The organism is Deltaproteobacteria bacterium, assembly GCA_022340465.1.
Classification (GTDB): Bacteria; Desulfobacterota; Desulfobacteria; order Desulfobacterales; family B30-G6; genus JAJDNW01.
The window spans coordinates 1-21,140 of the sequence record JAJDNW010000081.1 but is presented as its reverse complement, the minus strand read 5'-3'; the positions used below and the strand labels follow the sequence as shown (position 1 = coordinate 21,140).

At 54.8% G+C, this 21,140-nt stretch carries 18 protein-coding genes and 1 pseudogene; 12 read left to right on the top strand and 7 right to left on the bottom strand.

The window, feature by feature from the left end:
- The first annotated feature begins 26 nt into the window (after nucleotides 1-26).
- Complete coding sequence (locus LJE94_12330; GenBank protein ID MCG6910897.1) at nucleotides 27-1,103, top strand: class I SAM-dependent methyltransferase; 1,077 nt, start codon at nucleotides 27-29, stop codon at nucleotides 1,101-1,103.
- 333 nt (nucleotides 1,104-1,436) lie between these two features.
- On the opposite strand, the gene LJE94_12325 is transcribed toward LJE94_12330, so the two are convergent.
- Together LJE94_12325 and LJE94_12320 are read right to left on the bottom strand one after the other, a co-directional pair.
- Nucleotides 1,437-2,888, bottom strand: a complete 1,452-nt coding sequence (locus LJE94_12325) for a nitronate monooxygenase (protein MCG6910896.1) — start codon at nucleotides 2,886-2,888, stop codon at nucleotides 1,437-1,439.
- A 754-nt stretch (nucleotides 2,889-3,642) separates the two neighbouring features.
- Nucleotides 3,643-4,209 carry a hypothetical protein gene (locus LJE94_12320; protein ID MCG6910895.1) on the bottom strand — a complete coding sequence of 189 codons (567 nt, stop codon included), beginning with the start codon at nucleotides 4,207-4,209 and terminating at the stop codon, nucleotides 3,643-3,645.
- A gap of 453 nt (nucleotides 4,210-4,662) precedes the next feature.
- Here LJE94_12320 and LJE94_12315 point away from each other — a divergent pair, with 453 nt between their 5' ends.
- The 3 genes and pseudogenes from LJE94_12315 (at nucleotide 4,663) to LJE94_12305 (ending at nucleotide 5,745) form a co-directional block, all read left to right on the top strand.
- The gene (locus LJE94_12315; GenBank protein MCG6910894.1) at nucleotides 4,663-5,196 is read left to right on the top strand and encodes a hemerythrin domain-containing protein; all 534 of its coding nucleotides are present in this window, start codon (nucleotides 4,663-4,665) and stop codon (nucleotides 5,194-5,196) included.
- A gap of 79 nt (nucleotides 5,197-5,275) precedes the next feature.
- Nucleotides 5,276-5,476, top strand: a pseudogene (locus tag LJE94_12310) (adenylate/guanylate cyclase domain-containing protein).
- Nucleotides 5,477-5,499: 23 nt separating this feature from the next.
- On the top strand, nucleotides 5,500-5,745 hold the full coding sequence (locus LJE94_12305) for a hypothetical protein (protein MCG6910893.1): 246 nt from the start codon (nucleotides 5,500-5,502) through the stop codon (nucleotides 5,743-5,745).
- A 109-nt stretch (nucleotides 5,746-5,854) separates the two neighbouring features.
- Here the strand turns inward: LJE94_12305 and LJE94_12300 are convergent, their stop codons facing one another.
- Both LJE94_12300 and LJE94_12295 read right to left on the bottom strand, forming a co-directional pair.
- Nucleotides 5,855-6,910 (bottom strand): XdhC family protein, encoded by a 1,056-nt coding sequence (locus LJE94_12300; protein ID MCG6910892.1) that lies wholly within the window; start codon nucleotides 6,908-6,910, stop codon nucleotides 5,855-5,857.
- Nucleotides 6,911-7,026: 116 nt separating this feature from the next.
- A complete protein-coding gene (locus LJE94_12295) occupies nucleotides 7,027-8,388 on the bottom strand; it encodes an aspartate aminotransferase family protein (GenBank protein ID MCG6910891.1) in 1,362 nt (453 codons plus the stop codon).
- Nucleotides 8,389-8,708: 320 nt separating this feature from the next.
- Between LJE94_12295 and LJE94_12290 the strand changes: the two genes are divergently transcribed.
- Nucleotides 8,709-9,563: an ARMT1-like domain-containing protein gene (locus LJE94_12290; GenBank protein ID MCG6910890.1), complete on the top strand. Its 855-nt coding sequence runs from the start codon at nucleotides 8,709-8,711 to the stop codon at nucleotides 9,561-9,563.
- 145 nt (nucleotides 9,564-9,708) lie between these two features.
- On the opposite strand, the gene LJE94_12285 is transcribed toward LJE94_12290, so the two are convergent.
- Complete coding sequence (locus tag LJE94_12285) at nucleotides 9,709-10,428, bottom strand: FadR family transcriptional regulator (GenBank protein ID MCG6910889.1); 720 nt, start codon at nucleotides 10,426-10,428, stop codon at nucleotides 9,709-9,711.
- A 109-nt stretch (nucleotides 10,429-10,537) separates the two neighbouring features.
- Between LJE94_12285 and LJE94_12280 the strand changes: the two genes are divergently transcribed.
- The 3 genes from LJE94_12280 to LJE94_12270 all read left to right on the top strand — a co-directional run bounded on the left by LJE94_12280 (nucleotide 10,538) and on the right by LJE94_12270 (nucleotide 14,353).
- Complete coding sequence (locus LJE94_12280; GenBank protein ID MCG6910888.1) at nucleotides 10,538-11,854, top strand: cyclic 2,3-diphosphoglycerate synthase; 1,317 nt, start codon at nucleotides 10,538-10,540, stop codon at nucleotides 11,852-11,854.
- 47 nt (nucleotides 11,855-11,901) lie between these two features.
- Nucleotides 11,902-12,864: a carbamate kinase gene (locus tag LJE94_12275; protein MCG6910887.1), complete on the top strand. Its 963-nt coding sequence runs from the start codon at nucleotides 11,902-11,904 to the stop codon at nucleotides 12,862-12,864.
- A gap of 292 nt (nucleotides 12,865-13,156) precedes the next feature.
- Nucleotides 13,157-14,353 (top strand): ornithine--oxo-acid transaminase, encoded by a 1,197-nt coding sequence (locus tag LJE94_12270; protein MCG6910886.1) that lies wholly within the window; start codon nucleotides 13,157-13,159, stop codon nucleotides 14,351-14,353.
- 131 nt (nucleotides 14,354-14,484) lie between these two features.
- Here LJE94_12270 and LJE94_12265 read toward each other — a convergent pair whose 3' ends face one another.
- Nucleotides 14,485-15,708, bottom strand: a complete 1,224-nt coding sequence (locus LJE94_12265; GenBank protein ID MCG6910885.1) for an MFS transporter — start codon at nucleotides 15,706-15,708, stop codon at nucleotides 14,485-14,487.
- A gap of 108 nt (nucleotides 15,709-15,816) precedes the next feature.
- Between LJE94_12265 and LJE94_12260 the strand changes: the two genes are divergently transcribed.
- From LJE94_12260 to LJE94_12245, 4 genes are all read left to right on the top strand, one after another.
- A complete protein-coding gene (locus LJE94_12260; protein ID MCG6910884.1) occupies nucleotides 15,817-17,058 on the top strand; it encodes a M48 family metallopeptidase in 1,242 nt (413 codons plus the stop codon).
- Nucleotides 17,059-17,233: 175 nt separating this feature from the next.
- Nucleotides 17,234-18,205 (top strand): tungstate ABC transporter substrate-binding protein WtpA, encoded by a 972-nt coding sequence (gene wtpA, locus LJE94_12255; GenBank protein ID MCG6910883.1) that lies wholly within the window; start codon nucleotides 17,234-17,236, stop codon nucleotides 18,203-18,205.
- 111 nt (nucleotides 18,206-18,316) lie between these two features.
- On the top strand, nucleotides 18,317-19,102 hold the full coding sequence (locus LJE94_12250) for an ABC transporter permease (GenBank protein MCG6910882.1): 786 nt from the start codon (nucleotides 18,317-18,319) through the stop codon (nucleotides 19,100-19,102).
- A 4-nt stretch (nucleotides 19,103-19,106) separates the two neighbouring features.
- Entirely contained in the window at nucleotides 19,107-20,162 is a 1,056-nt protein-coding gene (locus LJE94_12245) for an ABC transporter ATP-binding protein (protein MCG6910881.1), read from the top strand.
- A gap of 48 nt (nucleotides 20,163-20,210) precedes the next feature.
- Here LJE94_12245 and LJE94_12240 read toward each other — a convergent pair.
- Nucleotides 20,211-21,140: adenylate/guanylate cyclase domain-containing protein (locus tag LJE94_12240; protein ID MCG6910880.1), on the bottom strand; the 930-nt coding region annotated here is incomplete at its 5' end.

Genomic DNA, 21,140 nt, shown 5'->3' with positions numbered 1-21,140 from the left:
CCGAACCAACACGGGAGACCGAATTCATGACTCAATTTTCAGACAAACTGGTTCAGATTCTGAATCACGGTGCGTTGAACCTGGCCATCGGCATCGGGTATGCGTTGGAAATATTTGACTGCCTGGATCGCCAAGAAACACCGGTCGACCTCGACACCCTTGCGAACCAGACCGGACTGAACCGGCGCTACCTTCAGGAATGGCTGGGCATCATGGTCACCGGTGGTATTGTTGAACTGGAAGAAAGCGGCAACAATGAATGCGACCGGTATCTACTGCCCAAATCGCACGGTGACCTGTTGTGCCGCCGGGCCGGTAACAACAACCTGGGCGTTTACACCCAGGAGATCCCGATACTCACCGCCAGCGCCATGAAAGCGGTACAAAAAGACTTTTCCAAAGGCAACGGCGTCCCCTTTTCCTTTTACCCGCAGTTTCAGTCATTTATGTCGGAACTGTCCGATGCCAAGCATGAACAGGCGCTGGTGCCTGATTTCCTGCCTTCGGTCGACGATGGGAAACTGGTCAAGCGGCTCGAAACGGGAATATGCGTCTGCGACCTGGGGTGCGGCCAGGGAGTGGCCCTGAACCTGATGGCCAAAGCCTTTCCAGCGTCCTCTTTTCTGGGAATCGACAACCACGAACAGGCCGTGGCCCATGCCGCATCACAGGCCCAAGCAGTGGGATTGACCAACGTCCGGTTTGAACTCAAGGATGCCGCCAGGATTGAAAATGATCCGGATTTCTCCGGTATATGCGACTGGGTCTGCGCCTTCGATGCCATCCACGACCAATCCCATCCCCTGGCCGCCCTCAAAGGATGCCGATACATGCTCAAGCCCGACGGGCTGTTTTCCATGATCGATATCAAGGCCGGCTCCCGTATAGCCGATAACATGGACCATCCCATGGCGCCTTTTTTATACACCGTAAGTTTGATGCACTGCATGCCCGTAGGGATGAACGACAAGGGTCGCGGCCTGGGTATGATGTGGGGCAGACAGCAGGCGCTGAAACTGCTGGACCAGGCCGGCTTCAGCCATGTGACCGCCAGAGAAATTCCCAATGACCCGTTCAACCTGCATTTTCAGTGCCGGCCCTGATTTACCGGCACCGAACCCGAGGGCCTCTGATGCATCAGCCCTAATAGTGATGAAGGTCGAAGTTTACCCCAGCGTGGGGGTTACTCCACAGCAAAATACGGTGAATACGACCTGATTAAAGCCGAGGTCATTGCGAAGCGGCCAAATCAATGTGTCGGCATTCCGAGCAATTTTGATATGTCAGTGGTTCTAGATCCGGGTGATATTTTCAGTACTTTCATTCGCAAGCTTTAAAAACCATAACGTATTTTAATCATGGGATAGCGATGATGATATATGTGATGGAATCATGAGATGACCTAGCGGCATAGAGATGTGATGAGCTGATCCTTTTTATTTCCCATTCATGATCCATTCGACAACATCTGCCGCTTGGTAGGATGCTTTTTTACCGAGAATTCGAGAAATTGTTAGGATATCGTCTCCTGAAGTAATCAATGAATTTTCAATGGTGCCATCTTTTCTTGATTGAGCCAAACCGATATTTGAAATCAATGCATTGCATAGGCATTTCTTGCCTTCGATATCGGAAGGGTTGCCACCTTTCTTGAGATATGCGCTGCCCGGTTCCGCCGGGCAACGGTACCCTAAATTCCCCTCAGGCTTTTTATACGGGCGTCTAAGATACCCAAGATCGCAAATCCGCCGCCTGGCTCGGTAGGTATCCTCTTCAGAAAGAGAGCCTTTAACCGACAGCACTTTGAAGGGAAATCCCGTGGGAGATGCCGCAGAATCCGTGAACACGTCGGTTTTTCCATCAAGAATATCATTTAGCACTTGTCTTTTTAATTTGCGTGAAAAACCGGACTCCTCGCTAAAGGCGAAAGCGGTTCCCAACTGCACGCCCTGAGCACCGTGTGCGACAGCTTCCTTTAATTTTTCCGGCTTGCCCCAGGCGCCTGCAAGCCAGAAAGGCAAGCCTAGTTCCTTGATTATTTTGAGATCTACCGTGTCGCGTTCGCCATACACGGGCTCCCCGTTCGCGTTGAACGACAGATTGCCCCTGGGAGGAGCGTTATGCCCGCCGGCAACCGGCGATTCTACAACAAAACCATCCACCTTTCCGTTGGCCTTTTTTTTCATCATTACCGCCAGAGTGGCTGAAGAAACTATTGCCAAAAACATCGGACGCTTCAGAACCTCTAGCTTTTGTTTGAGAATAGCACCCGGATCAAAACGGACGCTGAAATTATCGGTCTTCGAGGCATGCTCGACAAAAATTTTCAGGGACACCTCCTTATGTTCAGACAATCGGTCGAGAACGCCCGGTATTTCTCTTGGTATTCCCGCTCCCATGATAACGTAATCGACGCCGGCCAGCATGGCCCCGTAAAGAGAAAAAAGATTTGGCAGCTGTATTTTTTCAAGAAGGTTAATGCCCACTGGATTCCGATGGCCTTCCTTGGCAAGAAAAACTTCGGCAAAGTTGCTTACAATTATCAGTTCTTGTGTCGTTCGATCGGGATTAATGCTGATGAGCGGCGTTTTGATATAAGGCGCTGTCGCCTTCTTTCCCTTCGGGATGTAAAATGCCTCCAAGGTTCTATCGGCCATTTCCCGATCGGGGAAATGTTGCAGGGCCCGGCGGAAATGACCTCCGAGATCCCCTAGCTGGAGTCTCCTCGCAAATATTTGATCGATAGCCGTTCCAGATACCACGCCTAGCTGGCCGGTCATCGATACGGCTCTAGCAAGCTGCCACCCGGAAACACCGGCACCCATTCCACCTTGAATCACCATCGGATATGCCATCACAAACTCCTTATCTTCAATCTCCCAGCCCATTCAACCATTTCTGCAGCGATTAGGTGCATTGATGCTGTCATGCGCGAATAGACGATGCGATCTTATATCTGATAAAAGGCGGAAGGACAAATAGGAACCATTGAAAACAAATGTCGGGGGGCTGCATGACAATACTTTTACATTGGACGTTGCCAGTCTTCAACTGAAAATTCCGCAGTGCTGTTTTTTAACGATATGGAACTGCTACCTCACCGGCGCAGTGATGCTGGGCGTTATCATGGGACCCATCGATGGGAGTATTGTCAATGCGGATAATTCCTCCGGGAGAAAAAAACCCGGCCAACGGCTAGATATGGCCGGTGCGACCCTGGCTTTTGGCTTCCTCTTTAGTATAATGTTTTATGCTAACCTTTTTCATCGGACCGCTGAGCGGATCGTTATCGGACCGAATTGGCTCCCGGGGTCTTGGCATCGCCGGCATGTTGATCCACGCGGCAGGATTGGTGCTTCTCAGCCGCCTGGGCACCACCGCGGGCAACCTCGATGTAGCCTGGCGCTTGGCGGTTTGCGGATTCGGGGCGGGCATGTTCCAGAGCCCGATCAACAGCGCTGTAATGAATAGTGTAGTCAAGGGCATGAAAATGCACACGCTATTTGTTTGAACCACTTTTTATGAAAATATGGGAACCAAAAAGTACTTGCGCAGGCCCTGGACACTCATTGCAGCGCATACGCATTGTCGATTCGGTGTTTGCCTTGGCGGTTCTCGCTTTGGGATGCCGGCCAAAGCCATTCACTCCTTCTGGCCCTCAGAACCGAAGGAGCGGACGAAGAGCTCACGAAGGGCTTGCCGGCCGTCCTCGGAGAGGTTGCGGGTGCCGGTACCGGCAAACGTATCCGCGGTAATTACCGGTGTCTTTTCAACCCATTTGTTGTCCTCCCAGGCGAACCACCCCTTTCGTTCCTGGTCATAGACGTTCAACGGCCGGTTAAATAGTTTTGCCAGTTCAACCCCCCAGCCGGTTCCCCCCTTGACAGTGTTGTCCGCCTGTATCCAACCGACCGCAATGACATGGTGTCCGTTATTGACCATGTGAAAAATGGATTGGATGACTTTTCGAATCTTATCCGTCCGGGCGTAACTGCGGTTCATTCGCTTGGACACGATTTCCATACTGACATCGCCCTTTTGCAGTTCTTCCCGATTCAGCACCCGCACACCGCGGGTACGCTCGGCATTGTGGCCTTCAAACGAAATATTCACTTCTTTGATGCGCCACTCTTCGGCAAGTTTGCCGAATTCCGCCTCAGTTCCCCTGTGACCTCCGCTGTAGAGCGTGATCTTTGAAATTTCTGTCATTTTTTTCTCCTGAATTTCAATAAGTTGTCGATGATGCCCAAAAAAACACGCCGCTGCAATTCGGCAGGGGTGAGGGTCTAAGTTAATTCAGCTTTTCTATAATGCAACCATGGTCACCATATTTTTTCAAACCTTCCGTCACTATTGCAGCCACCGCGGTTACGAAGCGCTTCACAATTTCCAGCCGGGGCCAAACATACCAAATTCCGTAGGTTGATTGAAAGGGCGCAAAGCAAGGGAATAAGACTGCATTCCATCAATCAACCAATACCTTGCGATTTTGATAACTTTTTGATAATGTGACTTTTATTGCTAATCAGACCTGCCTGTAGCCTGATTTCCCAAAAGCCACACAACCTCGAGTCTGATTCAGCCTTGTCAAAGGTTTATGCTAAAATTCCCCGGGCCCTGATCTAATAATTGTTCCGGAGCATAGAAAAGGAGGAAACAAAAATGCAAGCACGCGGTCCACTCATGATAGAGCATCGTCTGATTGAACGTATGCTTCAGGTTGTCAAAGGTGCCTTGGCCAACATTGAATCAAAACACGAAATAGACCCTGTGTTCGTTGATATAGCGGTTGACTTTATCCGAGTATACGCTGATCAGACCCATCACGGAAAGGAGGAAGATATTCTTTTTCGGGAATTGGCAAAAAAATCGCTGAACGAAAAAGACCGGCAAATCATGCAGGAACTGATCGATGAGCACATATTTGGTCGCCAGACAACCAAAGCACTTGTTGCGGCCAACACTCGCTATCGGAATGGAGATGAGACGGCCCTGACGGATATCGCCGCCAATCTGCAAACCCTTACAGAGTTCTATCCCAAGCATATCGAAAAAGAAGACAAAGTGTTTTTTCCATCATCCATAAACTACTTTACGGCTGAAGAGGATCAAGCCATGTTGGGAGAATTTTGGGAGTTTGATCGTAAGATGATTCACCAAAAATACAAATCCGTGGTTGAAGGATTGACAACGTAACAATAAGCTTTGAACATCGCAATTCACCTGATCAACTGCAGCCTACCGTAGCTCGCAGCTTTTTACGCTTGAGCAGCGGATGGATGAAAAGATCACAGGAGTTGCAGTGCACATTGGGGCGCGGGTGATGAGTCAAGCCGCACCCGGGGAGGTAATCGTCTCCAGTACCGTCAAAGATTTAGTAGCCGGATCTGGTATTGGCTTTATTGACCGTGGTATACATGCCCTGAAAGGAGTTCCCGGGGAATGGCACATTTTTGCAGTTGCAGACTCATCATAATCCCTAATTGAACAGGACTGAAAATGGAAGAGAATAACACTTGGATAGTATGCAAACATGTCATGGACGGAACAGCTGAAAAAGTCCAGGTCCGCCGTGACAAGGTTTGTCTTTGTTTGGAATGCGCCAAAGATGCTACTATTATGGAAACAGAGCAAATCTGTATTCTGGATGAACCGCTATTGATGGAAAGGTTGAAGAAAATCAGCCAGGCATTTCAAGTCAAACATGATGGGAATGAAAACAACCACCCTGACACCAAAAAATGATATTATCCGCAATTGTTCTTAAACGGCAACATCCATTCTCGATGAATCATGATATACGCCCTATTGCGTCATTCTTAAAATTTGGAACGCTCAACATAGGGTCATGATCTCAGGGCCGCAGGCGGCTGCGTTCCAGAATCATTTCGGAAACGATGCTCACGGCAATCTCCTCGGGCGACTGGGCGCCGATCGCCATTCCGATGGGCGAATGGACACGCTCGATATCCTCTTGCCCGAAACCTGCGTTCAACAGTGCGCCGTAAATGGCATCCCGCTTCTTCCTGCTTCCGATCATGCCCACATAGGCCGCCGGGGTCCTGAGGGCCTGCGCCAGGACCGTTCTGTCATGAAGATGGCCCCGCGTGAAAATGACGATAAAGGCATCTTCGTCGACGGCAAGGCCGGAAAATGCGTTTTCAAAGCTGTCGAGCAAGACGACGTCGTGGGTGTCCGGAAAATGAGCGGCGTCGGCGAATTCTTTTCTGTCGTCCAGGACCGTGACGTAAAAGCCGGTCAGGGCGCAGAGGTGGGCGGTGGGCCTGGCCACGTGCCCCGCGCCGAAGAGAAAGGCGGTTTTGGGCTTGATCGAAGGCTCCACCACTGCGATGGCATCTTCGAGTTGCACCACTTGCATGGCTACCGCTTTGCGCGCTTCCCTCCCGATGGTTTCCAGCGAACCGGCTGAAAGCGCGACACTGCCTTCCAACACCATATCTTCACCCATCACCCCGTGCCGGACGGGTTCGCCGGGATCCCAGGCCTCCGATACGACAGTGACGAAAAAAGCGTTTTTTCTCGCTTGCGACAGATGGCGCCATCGCTCGAAAATCTTCCTGTTTTCAACGGTGGGACGGATATGGTCGAGAAAGACCTCCGCCTTTCCGCCGCAGATCATGTCCATGGTTTCGACATCTTCGTAGGTCAGGTCGAAAGGCATGAACGTGGACGCTTCGCTGCGTTCGATGATCTCCACGGCCTTTTCCATCACCCTGGCTTCCAGGAGCCCTCCCCCGACCGTGCCGACTATGCCGCCGTCACCGGTAACGATCATTTTGGTGCCCGCGGTTCTCGGCGTGGACCCGGTGTGACTGATGATGGTGGCGATGACAAAGGCGGTTTTATCGCTGAGGAGATCGCATGCCTTTTCCCAGATGGTTTCTGTCATGGTGGGATTTCCTTTGCGTGTCCGGCTGCCGGTCCTGTCGTTATTTTTTACGGTTAGCTAAGATGGGCGCGTTAGTTTAGAGTGGTTGTCGAAAAAACCTTAACCGAGTCTCTATCTCAATCGACGACGGCTTCCACACACTCACGGAAAACACGGGTGTGACAATCGATATCCTCCCGGGAAGTGGCCGACGAAATGAGGGCCATGTTGTGGAAAGGCGTCATCAGTATCCTGCGGTTCATGGCGGACAAATGCATGTAGTGATCCAATTCGTCGTCCACGGCCGCCAAGGCCTCCGATCCGTTGCGGACCGGCTTTTCGCAGAACCAGTATTCCGTGCGGCACCCCAGCCTCGCCACGGTCCACGGCAGGCGCAATGCTTCGATGACGCCCTGAACGCCGTCATTGAACCGCACGGCAAGCGGAATGGCGTATTCGTAGAAGGCCTCGTTGAGGACCTTTTCCAATGTCGCCCTGATCGTGGCAATGGCCAGGGCATTTCCCGAAAGCGTTCCCCCGATGCCGGTTTCGTCCGACGCCGACGATTCTTTGCGGCCCACCCTCGTCCGGATAAGATCTGCAACCGCTTCGCTGAATCCGTAGGCGGCTGCCGGGAATCCACTGGCGATGGTTTTGCCGACGGTCAGCATGTCCGGCTGAAGCCCGTGTTCGCGGGTGTACCCGCCCACGCCGGAACTGATGGTGTGGGTTTCGTCTAAAATAAGCAGGGTCCCGGTTTTTCTGGTAATGTCCCGCAACGCCTCGTGATATCCCGGATCCGGATGAATAATGCCGATATTGGTCATCGCCGGTTCGGCCAGCACACAGGCAACGTCTTCGTCTGCCAACGCTTTTTCCAATGCCTCCAAATCGTTGAATTCAACGACCCTGGTTGTTTCAACCGGGTTGACGGGCGCGCCGACGTTCCCTTTTCGCGGTCCGGGCACACCCTGCGTCAGAATGATCTGGGCTTCGTCCACCGTACCGTGATAGCAGTAGTTGTAGACCAGGATCTTTTTCCTGCCGGTGATATGCCGCGCCAGCCGTATGCAGAACCGGTTGGCGTCCGTGGCCGTCATGGCAATCTGCCAGAAGGGCAGGCCGAACCGCCTGGAAAGGGTTTCCCCGACCCAGATGGCATCATCCGTGGGGCACATGAAGGTCAGCCCCTTCCGGGCCTGCTGCACCAGGGCATCCATGGATGCCTTCGGCGAGTGGCCCGTCATGGCCCCCGTGTCCCCCAGGCAGAAATCGATATATTCAATGCCGTCGACATCGACAATGTGAGCGCCGGCGGCCGCTTTCATAAAGATCGGAAAAGGATACGGCCACTCCGTCATCCACGGCATCGGCACCCCGTCGAACAGGCTCGATTTTGCTCTTTCGAACGCGGCCATCGAGCCGGGATGATTTTCGACAAAGCGTTTTCTTTCAATTTCCAGCTGGGCCTTCAATTTCTTGCGATTGACAGTGGACATCTGACAGAATCCTCCAGTTTGATTGCAGAATAAAACTGCTTTATCCCCGGCGTTGCAAGGTTGGGGATGATCCTCACCACATATAAAAAGGATTCAAGGGGTCAAGCTTGGCCCCTAATTTTTTAAACATATACCCAATCCGGATGAATCATAAAACATATTTTTACCTGAGTTGAAATTTTAACCCAACCCGGCCTTGACAAGATTCACGGTTTGCAGCATAAGCCCAGAAAGAAATGATGTTGATTAAATAAAAAGAAACTCGGCCTGGCACCCATGCGTTACGAGTTGAGGCCTGTTTCTGATGAATTGGTCTGAAATTGAAAACATCTCTCGAATGCATACCCTGCCTGGTTCGCCAATCCCTCGAAATGGCCAGGATGGTGACCACCGACACCGGCACCCACGAACGGGTGCTGCGGGATGCGCTCCACCGGATCGCCGGCATGGACATGCGCCGGCCGCCGCCGGTGATGGCCCAGTACATCCACCGCATGCTCCGCGATGTGACCGGCGTCGAGGATCCCTACCGCGATGCCAAGGTCTATCAGAACCGCATGGCCTTGAGCGTTTTGGCGGACATGCGGGCAAAGCTGGCATCTTCAGCCAATTCCCTGATGACGGCCGTACGCCTGGCTATCGCCGGCAATATCATCGACATGGGCGCCAACGCAAATGTGACCCCGGAAAGCCTGCGGGCATCCATCGATCGCGCGTTGAATACCCCCCTGGTCGGGGATGTCGACCTTTTTCTCGAAGCCTCTGCCGCTGCCGAAAACGTTTTGTATCTGTGTGACAATGCCGGTGAAATCGTGTTCGACCAGCTGCTCATGCGGGCGTTGGGTCCTTCACGGGTGACGGCCGCCGTACGCGGCAAGCCGGTCCTCAACGACGCCACCATGACCGACGCCGTTGCCACCGGACTCGATGAAATCGTGGAGGTGATCCCAAACGGCTCCGACGCCCCGGGAACCCTCCTGGAAGATTGCAGCGATACCTTCAGGAGGCGTTTTGAAACGGCGGACATGATCATCGCCAAGGGGCAGGGAAATTTCGAAACCCTCAGCGACCTGCCCGATCCTGTTTTCTTTCTTTTTCAGGCCAAATGCCCGGTTATCGCCGAACATGCCGGGGTACCGCTCAGGGCGCATGTCTTGGTGCCTTTTGGGCGTTGAGTAGCGGAAAACCGGGTTGAAACTTTGGGAAATGGCCGTTATCCCCTTGCTGCGCCGGGTTTTGACGACGGCTTCATAAAAAATGTGCGTGTTTTGCTGTCATTTGAACTCGTAAGGAACTGAGTGTGTCCTGGTTGGCCCAACCTCACGCCGCGTCCCGCGACATCTCTTCACACAACAGGGCGAACATTTCGCGGGAAGCTTTGCCGGCCGCTTCCGGTTGCCTGCGGGCGATCGCTTCCATGATGGCGGCGTGAAACGGATGGTAGATCAATATCGTGCCGATGTCGTGAACGTCTTCCTGCCTCGCCGTTCGAATGGCATGGTTCATGGTGCGTCCGATTTGCGCCAGCAGTTCATTGTGGGAGGCCTCCAGAATGGCCGCGTGAAAGGCCATGTCGGCCTCGAGATAGTCCTCGTAATCGAAAGTCCCTTCATCGTTCAGTGAGGCGTCCAGCCGATCGAAGCGGATTCTAATGTCATCGACCTCTTCCGCGGCGGCACGCCCGGCCGACAAGGTGGACGCCTCGGATTCGATGATTCCCCTGACCTCCGTCACTTTGCGAAGAAACTGCAACGGATTTCCGATGCTCAATTTCCAAACCAGGAGATCCGCATCGAACAGATTCCACTGGGCTTCCGGTTGAATCTGGGTGCCGATTTTGGGCCGCGGCCGCACGAGGCCCTTTTTCTGCAGCACCTTGACGGCTTCCCGGACCACCCCCCGACTGACGCCGAATTCCGCGCAGAGTGCATCCTCATTGGGCAATGTGGCCCCGGCCGTGTACTCACCCTTGATGATTCTCAGGCCGATGGCTTCCTCGAGGTGTTCGTAAAGCTTGCGGTGCATGGTGTTGGTGTTCATGGGGGGATTCCCTCCGTCTCACAGACATTTTTCTTGACAGAACCGGCCTATCTAGCATAGAAATTAATTCATTATATCATATGATGAATATATTAAAAATAGGTTTATGATGAAAATGGAAACCGTTATTATCATGGGCGCCGCGGGTCGCGATTTTCACAATTTCAATGTCTATTTCAGGGATAACCGGAGATACAACGTCATCGGGTTTACGGCCACTCAGATTCCGGATATCGAAGGCAGGCGATATCCGCCCGAACTGGCGGGAGACTTGTACCCCGACGGCATACCGGTCTATTCCGACGCCAACCTGTCCAAATTGATCAAAGAGAACCAGGTGGACCTTGTCTCTTTTTCCTACAGCGACGTACCGCACACGGAGGTGATGCACAAAGCATCCATCGTCACGGCCGCCGGCGCCGATTTTATCATCATCGGCGCCCCCTACACCATGCTGACATCCAGCCGGCAGATCGTCTCGGTTTGTGCCGTCCGGACGGGATGCGGCAAGTCGCAAACCAGCCGCGAAGTGGTCAGGATCGCCCGGGAAATGGGAAAAAAGGTTGTTGCCGTCCGCCATCCCATGCCCTATGGCGATCTCACCAAACAGGTGGCCCAGCGCTTTGCAACCTACGAAGATTTTAAGAAACATGCCTGCACCATCGAAGAGAGAGAGGAATATGAACCCATCGTGACAATGGGCGCCGTGGTCTATGCCGGCATCGACTATGAAAAGATTCTCCGGGAAGCGGAAAAAGAGGCCGATGTGATTGTCTGGGACGGCGGCAATAACGACACGCCCTTTTTCAAACCGGACCTGCACATCGTCGTTTTTGATCCGCACCGTGCCGGGCACGAAATCGCTTACCATCCTGGCGAAACCAACATGCTCATGGCCGACGTGGCCATTATCAACAAGGTCGACAGCGCGCCCCCTGAAAATGTCGAAAAGGTGCGGAAAAACATCACGGCCAACAATCCCCGGGCCAGGATCTTGATGGCCGAATCGAAGGTAACCGCCGAAGACCCAGGCCGGATAGAGGGTAAACGGGTGCTCGTTGTGGAAGACGGCCCCACGCTGACCCATGGCGAGATGGCGTACGGCGCCGGTGTCATCGCCGCCCGGCGCTTCGGAGCGTCGGAACTGGTCGACCCGCGTCCCTATCTGACCGGAAGCCTGCAGGCGGTTTTTCAATCCTACCCGGGTATCGGCACCCTGCTGCCGGCCATGGGATATAGTCCCCGGCAGGTCAAGGACCTGGAAAACACCATCAATCATACGGAATGCGACCTGGTGTTGGTGGCGACCCCCATCGATCTGACCAAGCTGATTGAGGTCGACAAACCGACCGTTCGGATTCGCTACGAGTACAAAGATGCCGGTGATCCCACCCTGGAGGCTGTTTTAAAAGAGCACCTGATGTAGGATAGCAAAAAACCGGAAGCCGAAAACAGCAGGTGCGGACGGGAAGCATGCAACAGCCTGTGAAAAAAAAGCCGATCCTGTTAATTGCGCTGGGCGGCAATGCCCTGATCCGCAAGGGACAGGAAGGAACCATCGAGCAGCAGTTCGGGAACCTGACGGTTCCCATCAGGCAATGTGCCCGGCTCTCCAGGAACTACCGCATCGTCATCACCCACGGCAACGGTCCCCAGGTGGGCAATCTCTTGCTGCAGCAGGAATGCTGTGACGCGGTACCGAAGCTGCCGTTGGAAATCCTCGTCGCCCAGACCGAAGGTCAGATCGGCTATATGATCGAGTCCACCCTGGATGGAGAACTGATGGCACTGGGGGTCGGGTTTCAACCCCTCGTCAGCCTGCTGACCTACGTTGTCGTGGGCAGCGATGACCCGGCGTTCAAAACCCCCTCCAAGCCCATCGGCCCCTCTTTTTCACCGGAGGAAGCCTCCCGGCTCGACTACCCCGTGGTGGAAACGCCCAAAGGGTATCGGCGCGTGGTGGCATCCCCCAGGCCCGTGACCATCATCGAAAAACGCGAAATCAGAAAACTGATCGAAATGGACTTCATCGTCATCTGCTGCGGGGGCGGCGGCATCCCCGTCATCCGCAAAGGGCGGTCGTTCAGCGGCGTGGATGCGGTGATCGACAAGGACCTTGCCAGTGCCCTGCTGGCCGAAGAGATCGGGGCGGATATCTTCCTTATCGCTACGGATGTCGAGGGGGTCATGCTGAACCACAACACGAAAAAGCAACGACTGCTTCCCGGAATGACACCGGAAGAAGCCGCCCTCTACGAAAAAGAGGGTCATTTCCCATCCGGGTCCATGGGGCCCAAGGTCGCAGCGGCCGTTCAATTTGTCAACCGCACCCGCAGGCGGGCGGTCATCACGTCGATTCATGCGATTGAAGCAGCGGTCGGGGGGCTGGCGGGCACAGCATTTACCCCGGCGTTGCGTAAATACCCGGGCCCATAGGATCCGGCACTGGTTTCACCCTGGAAGGGTGTTGTTTCCATACCGCTTAAACAGATAAATCCTAAATCCCAATGAAGCCAAACAGCTGGTTGCTTGCGTGCACCTTTTGATCATTTGAATTTTGGTCATTCGATATTGTTTAGGATTTCGGGTTTTAGTGCTTGGAAATTTGATGTCGCTATTGCTGGCACAGCCAAATATCTCTGACCTGGCCCAGGGGACCAGGTTTTCAATGCTGGAATAAACGACATGGCAACGATTGGTTAATGTTTTTTTTAAAGGAGAAGTCATTATGAAAAGTGCGGATTACATCGATTTGGAAAACAGGTACGGTGCTCATAATTACAAACCGCTGGATGTGGTTTTGTCCCGCGGCGAAAGGGTCTGGGTGTGGGATGTGGACGGCCGGAAATACCTGGACTGCCTTTCCTCCTATTCCGCCGTAAACCAGGGACACTGCCACCCGAAAATCCTGCAGACGATGATCGATCAGTCACGACAGTTGACGCTGACATCCAGGGCGTTTCGCAACGACCAGCTGGGATTGTTTTATCAGGAACTGTGCGATCTCACGAACTCCCACAAGGTGCTGCCCATGAACAGCGGGGCCGAGGCCGTGGAAACGGTGATCAAGACCGTGCGCAAGTGGGGATACAATGTCAAGGGGGTTCCGGAGGACCGCGCCGAAATCATCGTCTGCGAAAACAACTTTCACGGCCGCACCATCACCATCGTCGGGTTCAGCACGGATGAGAATTCGCGGGCGGGATTCGGACCGTTTACACCCGGTTTCAAAATAATCCCCTTTGGGGATGCCTCCGCCCTGGAAGCGGCGATCACACCCAACACCGTCGGCTTTCTGGTGGAACCGATTCAGGGGGAAGCCGGCGTGATGATCCCTCCGGCGGGTTACCTGAAAAAAGCCAAAGCCATCTGCGAAAAACACGATGTGGTCCTGATCCTGGATGAAATTCAGACCGGGCTGGGTCGCACGGGCAAGATGCTGGCGGAAGAGCACGACGGCATCGAAGCCGATTTGACGCTGGTCGGCAAGGCGCTTTCCGGAGGGTTCTACCCGGTGTCCGCTGTATTGTCCAACACCGAAGTGATGGACGTGCTGCAGCCGGGCGAACACGGCAGCACCTTCGGCGGGAACCCCCTGGCCTGCGCGATAGCCCGAACGGCATTGAAGGTCCTGATCGAAGAGGGGATGATCGAAAACGCCGCCGAAAATGGACGCTATTTCCTGCAGGGTTTGAAACAGATCGCCAACCCGACGATCAGGGAAATCCGCGGCAAAGGTCTGTTTATCGGCATGGAACTGTCACCCGAAGCCGGAGGTGCCCGCCGGTATTGCGAAAAGCTGAAAGCCAAGGGCCTGCTTTGCAAGGAGACCCACGACCACATCATCCGGTTTGCGCCGCCGCTGGTCATCACCAGGGAAGAGGTCGACTGGGCGCTGGAAAGAATCGCCGCCGTTCTGGCATGACAATGGCCCTGAAAGGGCCCGATCTATCCCACCACCCGCTACGCTCGAGCCACAGAGGACGCTCAGATTTTTTCTTTAAAAGGGTGCGCTGGATATGTCAGGCAGCGGGAACCGCACCTTGGTGCTACGTTTCAGTGTGTTACGGGTCTGAGCACCCATGCCCCGCTCAATCCCGCCACACTCAAAACGGTGAGCAGCATGAAGAATACCCGGTAGCTGCCGGACACGTCGAAAACGTATCCCGCCAGCACCGGGCCGATGGCGCTGCCGAGGTTGGCAATGAATATCACGATTCCCAGGATAGCGCCCTGGGAGCGTGTACCGAAATAGTCCGCCAGAAGGGGGGCGATCAGGGCGAAAAACCCGCCGTGGGCAAAGCCCTGAACACCTGCAAACAGATACAGCATCCACAGCTCGTCTGCAAACTGCAGCCAGACGGTTCCCGTGGTCAGCAGCCCGAAGCAGGTGATCAGCGCATTGCGATTGCCGATCCGGTCGCCGGCAACGCCCATGCCAAAGCGACCGGCAATACTCAAGGCGCCCACCGTTGCCAGGACCCTGGCCGCGTCGGATGGCGAAACACCCAGATCGATGGCATGCGGCACCACATGGATCAGAATGGTGGCCGTACAAAAAAGGACGATAAAAAAAGCCCCCCCGATCAGCCAGAACTGGACGCTGCGAAGGGCCGCATTCAAGGTGACCCCTGCCTCGACATCGCCGTTCTCCGGCGCGCCCGCCACCCCGCCGCCGTAAACGACCACCCCCTTTTTGCCGGGGTCCCTTACCAGAAGCTGGGCCCCCAGCGTATAGGCGACCAGACAGGCGACGCCCAGAACGACAAAGGCCAGGCGCCAACCGAAAGCGCCGATCAGGTAATTCATCAGCAGCGCCATGGTCAGCATCCCGACGCCGGTTCCGACCTTGACGATGCCGACCATCATCCCCCGGTATTTGACGAACCAGCGAGTAGTTGTCGACAAAAGCACGACATCCGTGCCGCTGACACCGATGCCCACCATCAGGCTCATGTAAAGGTACATGTGCCAGATAGAGGTAACCCGAAACATGAGGATGAAGCCGCAACCCAGGAAAAGGCCGCTGACGGCCATGGTCATCCGGGGGCCGTATTTGTCGCTCAGGCGCCCCAGCAACATGGCATTGATCCCGGCGATCAGCAGCCCCGCCGATGTCGTGCTGGCCACCAGTGAGCGCGGCCAGGCGAATTCGTCCATCAGCGGTTTGAAAAAGACGCCCAGACTGTTGAAGATGCCCCACCCCACCGCCTGCAACAAAAAGCACACCGAGACGATGACAAAGCCGTAATATAGCCCCCCTGATCTGGATCCGGTCAAAACATGCCTTTCGTTTGTGTGATTCGACCGGAGGGTTATAGTATGATCCAACTGATTAGGCAAACCTCAATACTTGAAAACCCGCCAATAATGCCTACCATATCCCCTATGAATCTCATTGCCATCATCATCCTGCTGACCATCGTGCTGGATCTGTCGCTCCATCTTATTTCCGACATCCTGAATCTCAAAACCCTCAGAAGCGACGTTCCCGGACCCTTCAGGGGAATTTTCGACCCGGATCGGTACAAGGAGTCCCAGGCCTACCTCAAAGTCAACACCCGCTTCGGCTGGGTGTCCACCGCTTTCAATACGCTGGTCATGCTCGTTTTCTGGTTCGGCGGCGGCTTCGGGATGCTGGACGATTGGGTGCATGCATTGAACCGGGGGCCGGTGGTGGACGGCCTCGTGTACATCGGCACGCTGGCGCTGGCCTACGGCATTCTCGCGCAGCCTTTCTCCCTCTATGCCACCTTCGTGATCGAGGAACGCTTCGGTTTCAACAAAACCACGCTCAAAACCTACGCCGCGGACCTTGCCAAAGGGCTGGTGCTGGCAATCCTTCTCGGGGGCCCCCTTCTGGCCGGTATCCTGGCCTTCTTTCAATATGCCGGCAGGGCCGCCTGGCTGTACTGCTGGGGGGCGGTCACCCTGTACACGCTCTTCATTCAGTTTATCGCCCCCACCTGGATCCTGCCGTTGTTCAACAAGTTTAGCCCGCTCGAGGAGGGCGAACTCCGGGACCGCATCTTCGCCTATGCCCGGTCGATCCGCTTTCCACTGCAGAATGTGTTTGTCATGGACGGGTCCAAGCGCTCGGGAAAATCCAACGCCTTTTTCACGGGGTTCGGGAAAAACAAGCGCATCGTGCTGTTCGACACCCTGGTCGAGCAGCATACGGTCGATGAGCTCCTGGCGGTGCTGGCCCACGAAATGGGGCACTACAAGAAAAAACACATCCTCCAGGGGATGCTCCTTAGCGTGATTCAAACCGGCATCATGTTTTTCATGCTCTCCTTTTTCATTTCCTACAAAGGCCTGTTCACCGCCTTCTTCCTGGAACGGACGCCGGTCTACGCGGGACTGGTGTTTTTCGGGATGCTCTATTCACCCATCGATTTTTTCCTGGGAATCCTGTCCCAGATGCTTTCGAGAAAGAATGAATACCAGGCCGATCGTTTTTCCGTAAAAACCACCCGCGACCCCTCCGCCATGGTAAACGCCTTGAAAAAACTGGCCGTCCACAACCTGTCCAACCTCCTGCCCCACCCCTTTTACGTGTTTTTGAACTACTCCCACCCGCCGGTGCTCAAACGCGTAGAGGCGATCGAACGCATCCGTATAGATTAACTGTAAGAAACTATCTGTTCAGGTAATCCTTTTCGTTTTAAGCATATTCTCATAAATAATACTTGATTTAACACCTTTCCTGCCCCTAATACTGATATCGATACCTGTCGGATAAAGGATTCCGGAAAAAGCGGCACCCGACACAAATTATTTTTTCAACACCAAGGAGTTAAAGATGAAACGGTTTCAATGGCGCTTGAGTATCCTGATCACCTTACTGTTACTGGCGGTAGCCGGGACAGCCGCGGCCAAGGAGAAAATCATCATCTTCCACGCCGGCAGCCTGAGCGTGCCTTTTGCCAAGATGGAAAAAGTGTTCGAAGCCCAACACCCGAACGTCGACATCCTGCGCGAAGCCGGCGGAAGCACCAAAATGGCGCGTATGATTTCGGAGGTAGGCAAAACGGCGGACATCATGGCCGCGGCCGACTACAAGGTCATCGACAAAACCCTGATTCCCAAGTTTGCCGAGTGGAATATCCGCTTTGCCAGCAACCAGCTCGTGCTCTGCTATACCGATCAGAGCAAATATGCCGGCGAGATCAATGCCGGGAATTGGATGGACATCCTCGCGCGTAAAGGCGTCATCTGGGGCCACTCCGACCCGAATCTGGACCCCTGTGGCTACCGCAGCCTCATGGTGCTTCAGCTGGCCGAAAAATTTTACGACAAGCCCGGGCTGTACGACCGTCTGATCGCCAACCGGCCCAAGGCCAACGTGCGCCCGAAATCGGTAGAGCTCGTGTCGCTGCTCAAAACCGGCAACATGGATTATGCCTGGGAATACCTGTCGGTGGCGGTGCAGCATGGGCTGAAGTTCGTCAAGCTGGACGATCACATCAACCTGGGCAACTCCAAGTATGACGCCTTCTACAAACAGGCCAAGGTGGAAGTCAGCGGCAAAGCCCCCGGCACCACCATCACGCGCACCGGCAAATCCTGTACCTACGGCCTTACCCTGGTCAACGCAGCCCCCAATAAAAAAGGGGCGGTGATGTTCCTGGAGTATCTTCTGGCGCCGGACGGCGGCCTCAAGGTTCTGGAGGATATGGGCCAACCGCCCTTCATCCCCTGCCGGGTCCCCACTGAACAGGTGAAAGCGAGTCTGCCGGCCGGTCTGCAGGCGCTGGTGGAAATCCGGAAATAGCGTTGAGTTGTTTTGTTCATTGAGTTTCTTGAGTTCGTTGTGTTTGCTGAGTTACACCCGCTAACCCAATGAACTCAAGTAACCCAATAAACCCCCTAAACCGAGTAAAGCATGCGTCTTTCCCGACCCGATCCGTTCATCGGTCTGGCTGCCGCCTGCAGCCTATTGATCCTGGCATTCATTCTGCTGCCCCTGGTTGAAATGATCACCCAACCCACGGCAGCCGACATGGCCGCGGCCGCCCGTGACAGTGATGCTGTGCGCGCCATCTGGCTGAGCATGTCGACATCGCTGACCGCCGGCATCATCGCACTGGTGCTGGGAACCCCTTTTGCCTACCTCCTGGCCCGGCGCAGCTTTCCAGGAAAAAAACTGGTGGAAAGTGCCGTTGACCTGCCCATCATGATCCCCCACCCCGTCATCGGGATCGCCCTGTTGAGTCTTGCCGGAAAAAACCATTGGCTGGGACGGACAATGGCCGAAGCCGGCATTCGTTTCATGGGCACGACCACCGGCATCGTTGCCGTCATGCTGTTTGTGGGGCTGCCCTTTTTCATCAATGCGGCCAAGGCAGGTTTTGAAGGGGTGCCCGTACGGATGGAAAAGGTCGGCCGCAGCCTGGGGGCCACTCCAGCCGGTGCATTTTTTCGGATCACGCTGCCCCTGACCTGGCGCAGCATCGTGGTGGGGGTCATCATGTGCATGGCCCGAGCCATCAGCGAGTTCGGCGCCATCGTCATCGTGGCCTACCACCCCATGGTAGCCCCGGTGATGATCTACGAACGTTTTACGGCCTATGGCCTGAAATATTCTCAACCGGTGGCGGTTTGGCTGATTTTGGTCTGCCTGTTGCTCTTTTTGTTGCTGCGGCTGTTTGCCCGGCCGGCCAAAGGATAGGATCGTGATTCAAATAAAAGATCTGAACGTTGAACTCCCCAGCTTTTCCCTTGCGCATATCGATCTCGAGGTGGCGCTAGGCCAGTTTTTCGTTCTGCTGGGCCCCACCGGTGCCGGAAAAACCCTGATCCTGGAATCCATTGCCGGTCTTCTGCCCATCACCCATGGAGAAATCTGGATCAACGGCAGCGACGTCACCCGTCTGGCCCCTGAACAGCGCGGCATCGGGATTGTCTATCAGGACAGCGCGCTGTTTCCCCACTTGAATGTCCGGGCCAACATCGAATTCGGGCTTCGATACCGAAAAACAAACCCAAAAAAGATTCAGGAACGGTTCGATCAACTGGTGGTTTCGCTCGGGCTCGACCATCTGCTGCAACGATCCGTGACCCACCTGAGCGGGGGCGAGCAGCAGCGGGTGGCCCTGGCCCGTGCCCTGGTGGTCGAACCCAAGGTCCTATTGCTGGACGAACCCCTGTCGGCCCTGGACCCCAATTTCAGAGAAGAAATCCGTGACATTCTCAAACAGCTGCATGCGGAAACCGGCATATCGGTCCTGATGGTCACCCACGACTTCGGCGAAGCCCGTTATTTGGCCCAGCGAATTTCCATCATCGACCAGGGCCGTCTCCAGCAGACCGGAAACGCCGATGATATTTTTCATCGCCCGGAAACACCGTTTGTAGCCCGCTTCGTCGGCATGCACAACATCTATCCAGCCACGTTTGACGGCCCGGTTGCCCACCTGGAAAAAGACACCCTTTGGTTGGCGTCGCCAGCTGCCTCGGGGACCGGTCATGTGGCCTTTCGCCCCGAGGATGTCAAATTGAAGGTGGCAACCCATGAGGCCGGTACCCATGGGAATGGCAAAGAAAACAGCCTGCCGGCTGTGGTTGCATCCGTCGTGCATCAAGGAGTTTTCAGTGATGTGCGTCTTCGATCGAAAACCCGCCAACTCAGAGCCATTGCGCCTACCAGTCAGGTCGTTCAAATGAACCTCTCGCCCGGCATGCCTGTTTGCTGCGCTATCGCACCTCGAAGCCTGCACGTGATGCGCTGACCCGCCACCGGTGGCCGCACCAAAACACGGCGTTACCGAACGTTATCATTAACTAATTTTGTAGCAGGCAACCGGCAGACGCTTGCCTTTGACGTGCATGGGGGGAACGGGTTTGACGGCTGCGTCAGCCATGTCCTTAGCACCGAGATACTGGAAGGTGGCCTCTGAAAAAAGGACTTCGCAGCCGATATCCCTGGTCAGGGATTGCAGCCTGGAAGCCAGGTTGACCGTGTCGCCCACCAGCAGGTAGGACAAACGCTCGGGGCTGCCGATGTTGGCAACCACGGCCTCACCCGTGTGAATGCCGATGCCGTGTCTGAGTTGCGGCCAGCCCTTTTCCTGAAAATCACGGTTGAGCGTTGCCAGCCGCTTTTTCATATCCAAGGCGGCCCTGAAGGCTTTGGCCGGATGGCTGTCGATATGCACCGGCGCACCGAACACGGCATAGATCTCATCCCCCAGATACTGCAATACCAGGCCGGACTGCGCCTTGATCGCCGCGGCCATGGTCGCAAAATAGCTGTTCAATATTTTGACGACTCGCTTGGGGTCCTGAGACTCGGTCATGGGCGTAAAATCCCGGATGTCCGCAAACAGCACCGTGACGTATCGCAACTCACCGTCAAGGGGGGTGCGTCCGCTCAATATTTCATCCCGGACTTCCGGGGCCACGTATTTGCCGAAGGCATCCCGCAAAAGCTCCCTTTCGGAAAGACCCCGGATCATGTCGTTGGCGGCATCCCCCAGGGCGCCCACCTCGTCACTGCTCACCACCGGTATCCGGGTGTTGAAATTTCCGGCCTTGACCGCGTTGATGGATGCCATGATGGCGTTGACCGGATCGGCAATCGACCGGCTGATCAACCGGTTCAACACGCCGGACCCCAGGAAAAAAATCACGAACAGCGCCAGCGAAAAAATCAGGATGCCGCGGCCGTATTCAGCGGCCGTGATGTCCATCCGCGTAACCTGCCACTG